Below are 8,249 nucleotides of genomic sequence, written 5' to 3'. Positions count from 1 at the left end.
TTAACAAACGATATGAATAAAGAATCCAGCTAATTATAAAATCTCTATGAATACAGTATATTTGACTTTATTATTTCTCAAACGGCGTATACACGCTTTTCTTCCCCTGATTATCAATGTAAGCCGACTTTGCTTTTATTTTCGTTTTTTCTACTTCCATGTCTTCATTTGAGAAGTTCACAATGATTTTAATATCTTTTCCATAAGAAACAGATTGTACTAGCTTATCTTCTGACAAATACGCAAAATTCGTCATCTCTTCTTTTACTGCTTTTTCATGAACTTCATTCCAAACTTTTAGATGCTCTGTAATTTCTTTTTTATGCTTATTCCACTCTACTTCATCTAAATGGTACAACGGAGGAACATTATACAATAATTCAGACAGCATTCGATTTCCAACTTCATCTTTTGCCTTTAAACTTCCCCATTCCCAATGATGTGTTGTAATAACGGAATCATTGTATACTAATTTATATAATGGTACCGAATATACTGGGTTTAAATATACTTGTTTATATTCTTCTTTCAATGGTACTTGTTTTGCATATTTTTCAGGCACATTTTGATTTGGTGACCAATATCCACCGACATAATACGGACTTGTTTTATTTTTCCGCATATCTTCATCGTCCCATTTAATAACAGGTGTTTCAATTCCATGTGCAAATGCAATCGTACTACTAGCAAAATCATTTCCACCTTCAGAACCAACGACCATACCCTTTTCTTGCGCAATGTAGTCCATTCGTTTTAAACGTGCTTTTAAATCTTGCTCTTGTGTCGTTATATGTTTCGCTGAATAGTCATCGTAAATTTCACCTGTCGCATCACAATCAATAAACCATGAATTATATTTAGGACCATTTTGTAATATATCATTCATGCGTTCCTTTACACTAGGCAGCGATAAAGTCGGGTTTAACTTGCGACCTCTGCCTAAAAAGCCTTGCACCTTTTCTCCGTTTTTCTTCGTTACAGTAGCCTCTTCATATAATGATGGGTCATTAAAGGATGCTGTGTTCCAATTTTTATCACTTTTTTCGTGAATGGAATGATATGAATCATACGGACCAACTAAATACCCCATTTCCTTCGCTTTTGTCACGAAATTAGGTTGCATAAATCCTTGTTCCCAGTTCGGCAGACCAATCCACGCTTTTTCTATTCCTACCTCTTTCATTTCCTTTAGTATGTCCGTTCCATCTGCATTACCCCATTTACTTACCTCTTCAACCGCATCACCAAGTAGCGACTTTAATAAATGCTTATTTAAGCTATACAATTCCGTGTTCGTTAAGTGACCTACACCTTTCTTTAATAGCACACTAGCTTCCTGATCAACGTTTTGAAAAATATCCTCTTTATAAAATTCCTTCATCGATAATACTTCGTTTATATAACGTAAAATAACATTTTTTTGATACTTATCAATGAAATCTTGTTTACTTACTTGATCTAATACATTCAGTTCCCCAGGCTCTGAACTATTCTTTTGAATAAGTTCTTTTATATGACTAAACAGCGGGCTATTTATTTGCTCCCTTAGTTTTGGCCAATTTATATTATTTTCTGATAGACCATTTTGATTCCAAAAATAAAAATGCGCCGCTCCATATAACTTTTCGATTTCTTTATTTTTTCTAGCCTTTTCTTGTAATGTTTTAAATTCACCTTTTCGAACAATATCATCCTTATACATTTTAGCAATGCTTACCGCATCATTATTTGTCACATATAATTGAAATCCATATGTTTTATTTTTATTTATGCTCGGAAATTCATGTGTAAAATCAAATCCTATTTTCGGATCCGAATGAAACTTCAATTCATTATTAAACATATTGTTTGCAATATATACAATTGAATATTTCGAACCATTTAATGCGAAAAACTTCATAGAAAATGATTCAGCAAATGAATATGCATCATCCTTTAAAAACTTCTTCCAATTCTCATCATTGCTCGGAATTTGCTTACCCTCCCATAACGGAAGTGTATAATTTTCAGCTTCTACTTTCGGCCATGTAAAGCTTTCTGCACCAGTCGATTCCACGTCAATGTTTAAGTGGTCTTTTTTCTTTTCTAATTTTATTTTTACTTTTTGATCTGGATATTCCCACGATGTACGATCCTTTTCTTTTTTTACATTCGATACCTTCATTTTCGGTAGGGGTCGTGATGCCTGTTCCTTTACCCCCTCATGTTCTACAGTTAATGTGAATGTTTCTGGATTTACATCATAAGTAAAATCTTTATACGTCGATTTCTTTATTTTAGACTCTTGTACAGCATTACTACCTTTTACGTCACAACCGACTAAAGTCGAAAATGGCATAGTTGTTAGAAGACATATCGCTATCATTTTTTTCATCCTCTGCACCTCCACCAATGAATATACAGGTGGTTTGTTACAGGAATGTGGCAAAAAATAATAGAGCTAGCATTTTGCTAGCTCTGTTTGGAGTATTAAAAGTTGATATGAACAACTATAATTCGCTTAGAAGATATGTAATACAGTAACTACATTTTTTCTCAACAATTATGAAACTAAACAAATCAAAATTTTAACAAGCATTCTTCAACTGAAAAAATAAGTGTATACAATGTATCCTAAAAGTAGTACTAAAATGATTATTCCTGTACCTTTCCAATTCATACCGCCTGCTATATCAACTGGACTACCCGTTTCCGCTCTATTGAGTCCGTCACATAAAGAACCCGTAGGATTACTTTTTAATTCACTTTGTCTCATACGCTCTCTTTTTTCTTCTGGTGACTCTTTATTCATTTAATCACCTCCAAAATGAATGCACTCTTTACTTACATTATTCAAAATCAACATTTGTTTTATATTTTTCCGAAAAAACCTAATTTAAAATAGGTTTGCAACGTAAAGAAAGCTAGCCATGCCAGCTTTCTTTACGATCCAATATGCTCTTCCTTATTTACAATAATACCTTTATGGTCGATTTCAAGCTCACATACTTTCATATCTGTAAATACTCTCGCTAATTGCTCAGCGATTTCTTGACGCTTCTCATATGGCGTTAATATAAAAATAGATGGCCCCGCACCACTAAGTGCTGTGCCGTACGCACCAAATTCTTTTGCGCATTTACGAATAGATGGTAATAATGGTACGAGTTCTAAACGATATGGTTCGTGAAAATGGTCTCTCTCCATCATTTCACCTACAACTTCCCACCGCTTTTGACATAATGCAGCTACTAATACGTTACTTATCGCACTAGCTTTAACTGCCTCATGAAACGGAAACATCTTTGGTAATACAGATCGACTTTCATCTGTATTTAATTCTGCATTCGGAATGAGAGAAATTACACCCAATTCCTTGCTCTCAATTCTTACGACGGAAACATCCTTTCCATCAAGTGCTCCAATTACAGTTCCACCTAATATAGAAGCAGCAACATTATCAGGATGTCCTTCAAAATTTGTAGCAATTTGAACTTTTTGATCAGCAGTTAAGTTCAAATTGCCTAGTTGATTCGCAAGCTCTATCCCAGCTACAATCGCTGATGCACTACTTCCTAGCCCTCTCGTTAATGGGATATTACTAGTAACTTCTATTATATGGGGTGATATAGAAGGACATACTTTACATGCCGTGCTAACGATTAAATTTTTATCGTCTGTCGGAATTGATTCTTCAAAGGAATGGATTACTTGCCATTTATCAGCTTTTTCTTTAACCACCACACCTAAATACAATGACAAAGCTATTCCAACTGAATCAAATCCAGGACCAACATTCGCCGTACTAGCAGGGACACGAACGCTAAATGGTATCACGACATAATCACCCCTTTAATATGATCTTTAATTTGTTCTATATCATTTGACACACTTGCGATGTCTAGTTGATTTGAAGAAATAGCGATATCAGGATCCTTCAAACCATTTCCAGTTAATACCGCAACAACTGTTTCTCCCTTTTTGATTTTCCCAGATTGAACATGTTTAATTACGCCGGCTAATGAAGCATTTGATCCTGGTTCAGCGAAAACTCCTTCAGTTTTTGCTAATAACCTATACGCATGTAAAATTTCTTCATCTGATACCATATCTATTTCACCACGAGACTGCTCGGCAGCCTCTACTGCATACGACCAACTTGCTGGGTTACCGATGCGAATCGCTGTTGCAATTGTTTCAGGCTCTTCAATTACATGTCCCTTTACAATTGCAGCTGCTCCTTCCGCTTCAAAGCCATGAATTCTTGGCTTTTTATAACCTTTTTCTTTCTCATATTCACAGAAGCCTTTCCAATACGCTGTAATATTCCCTGCATTCCCAACAGGGATAGCTAGAACATCTGGTGCATTTTGCAATTGGTCACAAATTTCAAACGCTGCTGTTTTTTGCCCTTCAATTCGATAAGGATTTACTGAGTTTACTAACGTAATCGGCTCTTCTGCAGCAATATTTCTTACAGCCTTAAGCGCATCATCGAAATTCCCTTCTATTGAAATAATTTCAGCTCCATAAGCGACCGCTTGCGCTAATTTTCCATGTGCAATCTTTCCTTCTGGTATTACGATAATGCATTTCATCCCAAGACGTGCCGCATATGCTGCAGCTGACGCTGATGTATTACCTGTTGATGCACAAATGATTGCTTCTGAACCTTCTTCTTTCGCCTTAGCAACTGCCATGACCATACCACGATCTTTAAAAGAACCTGTCGGATTCGCTCCTTCGTACTTACCATATAGCTGAATCCCTAATTGTTTTGATATATTTAATAATGGAATAAGTGGTGTGTTTCCTTCCATTAAGCTGACATCAGGTGTATTTTCATTCACCGGTAAATAAGACGCATATTGTTTTAATAGTCCTTTATACATATTGTTTTTCCTCCTCAATAATGTAGTAACTGTTTATTTCACTTGCGACAGCTTCTATCGCTTCTAAAACTCGTTCAAATTGATACTTGGAAGTTCGATGTGTCACAACAACGACTTCTGCCAGTTCACGGTTTAAAGGTAATTGAATAACCTCTTTTAAACTTACAGAATAATTAACGAAACATTCTGTTATTTTTTGTAACATCCCAGGCTCATCTTGTAATGAAATGCGTAAGAAATATTTCGAAACTACTTCTTCATCACCTTGTAATTCATAAGGAACTGGTTCTTTTAACGCACTTTTATTTTTCGGAACTTGATTCATATTTTTAACGATTGAAATAATATCACTTACTACAGCAGAACCAGTCGGTAACTTCCCAGCTCCGGGTCCATAAAACATCACTTCTCCTACCGCTTGGCCATGGACATACACCGCATTAAATTCATTATTCACATTTGATAATGGATGCTGGCTCGGTAAAAGCGTCGGTTCTACACTTAAATGAATGGCTGGTCCTTGTTTTTCAGCTTTACCAATTAACTTCATAGTAAATCCTAACTTTTCAGCCATTTGTAAATCTTCTTTTTCGACCTTTCGAATCCCTCTTACTTGCACATCATCTAATGAAACATTCATCGAAAAACCTAAGTTTGCAAGAATTGCTACTTTTCTCGCCGCATCTAGTCCATCTACATCTGCTGTCGGATCCGATTCTGCAAAGCCTAATTTTTGTGCTTCCTGTAAAGCCTCTTCATAAGACCATCCATTTTGACTCATTTTTGTTAACATATAATTTGTTGTACCATTTACAATTCCCATTATTTTTTCAATTTGATCTGATGCTAACCCATCAGTTAGTCCTCTTAACACTGGAATACCGCCCGCTACACTCGCTTCGTAACATAAATCACAATCATTATCGTTCGCCAGTTGAAGAAGCTCTGCACCATATACAGCCATTAAATCTTTATTTGCTGTTACGACATGTTTTTTATTTCGTAAAGCCTTAACAATATGCTGTTTTGCTTCTTCAATTCCGCCCATTACCTCTACTACAATATCAATATTTGAATCATTTAGAACTTCATCTGCATGACTTGTTACTGCAATTCCATCAATACAAACATCGCGTTCTTTTTCCAAATCACGTACAACGACTGTTTTCACTTTCACTTCGTATCCTGTATCAAGTGCGATTTTTTTATAATGTTCTTTCAAAATATGAACAACACCACTTCCGACCGTACCTAAACCTAATACCCCAACATTTATAACGTTATTCATCTTCTAATCTCCTCCTAAAAGTTTAATTGTTACATCTATAAATCACCTTACTCTGCTTTTTTGTCATGCAGGTGGTGGTTATTTCCGTACTTATAAATCGTTTCATATTACCGCACCTCCTTTCAAAGTAAAAAACACACCCATCCCTAGGAAAGGGACGAATGTGTTTTCGTGGTTCCACCCTTGTTCCAATCTAGACGTATTTCCTCCTAGATTGCTCAAGTTCAGATAACGGCTGATACCGCCAATAATTACTAGATTACTCGTTCACTATTGAAGTTCAAAGGTGGTAAAATCATTTCTCGTGTTAGGAAGCTCACACCCTTGGCTTCCCTCTCTGTAAACCGTAAAAATGATTTCGTGTCCTTATCATTACTTTTTCGTTCATGTCTATTTGTTAACTTATTATAGTTATCAAATTTTTAAAAAGCAAGCCTATTTTTACTAACTATTTTCAAAATAATTTTTTATTATATTTCACAATAGCATTATGCAACTGCCACTCAATTTACCTATTTTGTCATTTCTCCAGTTTATAAATCAACGGTTCATATATAAAGTGAAACTTTAATCAGTGGGGATTTTGTTCATCCCCACTGATTATTAGCCTTCACCAATCGGGCTTTTACGGGCAGTTGATCCCCACCTAACTTCTTTGCTTTCGCTGAATTTTGAGGTAGGGGTGTTACTGCCCGTTAATGCGGGATAAATCCCCATTCTAAAACCCGTACATACTCACCTTACAAAATTATATCAATAAAATTTTTAATACAATCTTTTTGTATAACTTTCTTCTAAAGAACGTGCAACATCTTCTTCTGAAGCATTCACTTTCGCATGCTCTAACAACATTTTTGCTGCTGAAGGTAACTCTTTTTTATGTAACCAAGATTCTGGATCCCACATCTTCGAACGAATAAACGCTTTTGCACAATGAATGTAACACTCTTCTATTTCAACAACAATTCCAAGCAACGGATTACGTCCATTCGCCTGCATTTCTTTCAAAATTTCTTCATCGTTTGTAATATACGCTCGGCCATTTATTCTAAGTGTCTCCCCAAGACCTGGAATAAAAAAGATTAGTCCTACACGTGGATTTGAAATAATATTCAAAATGGAGTCTATACGACGATTTCCTGGTCTTTCTGGAATGATAATTTTATTATTATTGAGTACGTATACAAATCCAGGTGCATCTCCTCGCGGCGAGGCATCACACTCCCCCAACTTATTTCCAGTGGATAATACTAGAAAAGGAGATTTAGAAAGAAAATCTACGCAATGGTGGTCTAATGATGAAATGACTTTTTTCAACGCTCGCTCACTTGGTTGCCCCAATATTTTCCGTAACTCTTCCTCTGTTGAAATAATCGATTTTATTTCCGTACGCTCTATCCCCACTTATAACCACTCCTTTTTCTTTATTTTCCCAAAATTCAATACAAATATTGTATAATAAAATTTGAGGAAAGGGGAATTAAAATGACAGAGTGGTTAACAATATTTGATCCTGAAAGAAATACACTTGGGAAGAAATTACGTGATGAAGTGCATCGTGACGGCGATTGGCACGAAACATTTCATTGCTGGTTTGTAGAAAAAGATAATGAAGATATGTTTTTATATTTCCAATTACGCTCTAAAAATAAAAAAGAAGCTCCATGTATATGGGATATTACTTCAGCTGGACATATTATGCATGATGAAGATGTACAAATTGGTGGTCTTCGTGAAATTGAGGAGGAATTAGGGCTTTCCTTTCAAACTAATGATTTAACATACAAGGGAATCTTTAAAATAGATTATGAAATTTCAAATCTTACTGATCGCGAGTTTTGTCATATGTATTTTCACAACGTCATCAATCCACTTCCATTCGCACCAGGTGAAGAAGTAGACGATGTGATGAAAGTACATGCAACTTCTTTTCTACAACTATTAAAAGGAGAGATTTCATCTTTAACGACTATTTCAGTCTTAAACAATACACCGATTACGATAACATTTGAAGATATTTATCCGTATGATCTTGCATACTATGAATTTGTTATAGAGCAAGGAAAAGAATTATTAAAAAATAATAGTTT

The 8,249-nt window shown here is 35.4% G+C and carries 7 protein-coding genes and 1 other annotated feature; of the genes, 1 reads left to right on the top strand and 6 read right to left on the bottom strand.

Going from position 1 to position 8,249, the window contains the following annotated elements; translation table 11 throughout:
* Positions 1–70 precede the first annotated feature (70 nt).
* From ACQGS6_RS18850 to ACQGS6_RS18825, 6 genes are all read right to left on the bottom strand, one after another.
* Positions 71–2,374, bottom strand: a complete 2,304-nt coding sequence (locus ACQGS6_RS18850; RefSeq protein ID WP_000738103.1) for a glycoside hydrolase — start codon at positions 2,372–2,374, stop codon at positions 71–73.
* Positions 2,375–2,581: 207 nt separating this feature from the next.
* Entirely contained in the window at positions 2,582–2,791 is a 210-nt protein-coding gene (locus ACQGS6_RS18845) for a DUF6366 family protein (protein ID WP_326318720.1), read from the bottom strand.
* Positions 2,792–2,922: 131 nt separating this feature from the next.
* The gene (gene thrB / locus ACQGS6_RS18840) at positions 2,923–3,816 is read right to left on the bottom strand and encodes a homoserine kinase (RefSeq protein ID WP_000612105.1); all 894 of its coding nucleotides are present in this window, start codon (positions 3,814–3,816) and stop codon (positions 2,923–2,925) included.
* Positions 3,813–4,871, bottom strand: a complete 1,059-nt coding sequence (gene thrC / locus ACQGS6_RS18835; RefSeq protein ID WP_000276439.1) for a threonine synthase — start codon at positions 4,869–4,871, stop codon at positions 3,813–3,815. The genes thrB and thrC overlap by 4 nt, the downstream gene beginning before the upstream one ends.
* Positions 4,864–6,159 (bottom strand): homoserine dehydrogenase, encoded by a 1,296-nt coding sequence (locus ACQGS6_RS18830; RefSeq protein ID WP_001066899.1) that lies wholly within the window; start codon positions 6,157–6,159, stop codon positions 4,864–4,866. Before ACQGS6_RS18830 ends, thrC begins: the two co-directional genes overlap by 8 nt.
* A gap of 150 nt (positions 6,160–6,309) precedes the next feature.
* Positions 6,310–6,541, bottom strand: a binding site (T-box leader).
* A gap of 383 nt (positions 6,542–6,924) precedes the next feature.
* The gene (locus tag ACQGS6_RS18825; protein WP_000510727.1) at positions 6,925–7,563 is read right to left on the bottom strand and encodes a pyridoxamine 5'-phosphate oxidase family protein; all 639 of its coding nucleotides are present in this window, start codon (positions 7,561–7,563) and stop codon (positions 6,925–6,927) included.
* Between the two features lie 81 nt (positions 7,564–7,644).
* Here ACQGS6_RS18825 and ACQGS6_RS18820 point away from each other — a divergent pair.
* Positions 7,645–8,249: NUDIX hydrolase (locus ACQGS6_RS18820; protein WP_053564720.1), on the top strand; the 605-nt coding region annotated here is incomplete at its 3' end.

Source organism: Bacillus sp. GMs2/2, assembly GCF_050172095.1.
GTDB lineage: Bacteria > Bacillota > Bacilli > Bacillales > Bacillaceae_G > Bacillus_A > Bacillus_A cereus.
The sequence above is the reverse complement of the archived record's forward strand: the minus strand, read 5'-3'. Positions and strand labels throughout refer to the sequence as shown.

What these genes read in the sequence shown, in the direction of transcription:
- ACQGS6_RS18850 (WP_000738103.1), bottom strand. Translation starts at nt 2,374, where the DNA reads ATGAAAAAAATGATAGCGATATGTCTTCTAACAACTATGCCATTTTCG.
- ACQGS6_RS18845 (WP_326318720.1), bottom strand. Translation starts at nt 2,791, where the DNA reads ATGAATAAAGAGTCACCAGAAGAAAAAAGAGAGCGTATGAGACAAAGT.
- thrC (WP_000276439.1), bottom strand. Translation starts at nt 4,871, where the DNA reads ATGTATAAAGGACTATTAAAACAATATGCGTCTTATTTACCGGTGAAT.
- ACQGS6_RS18830 (WP_001066899.1), bottom strand. Translation starts at nt 6,159, where the DNA reads ATGAATAACGTTATAAATGTTGGGGTATTAGGTTTAGGTACGGTCGGA.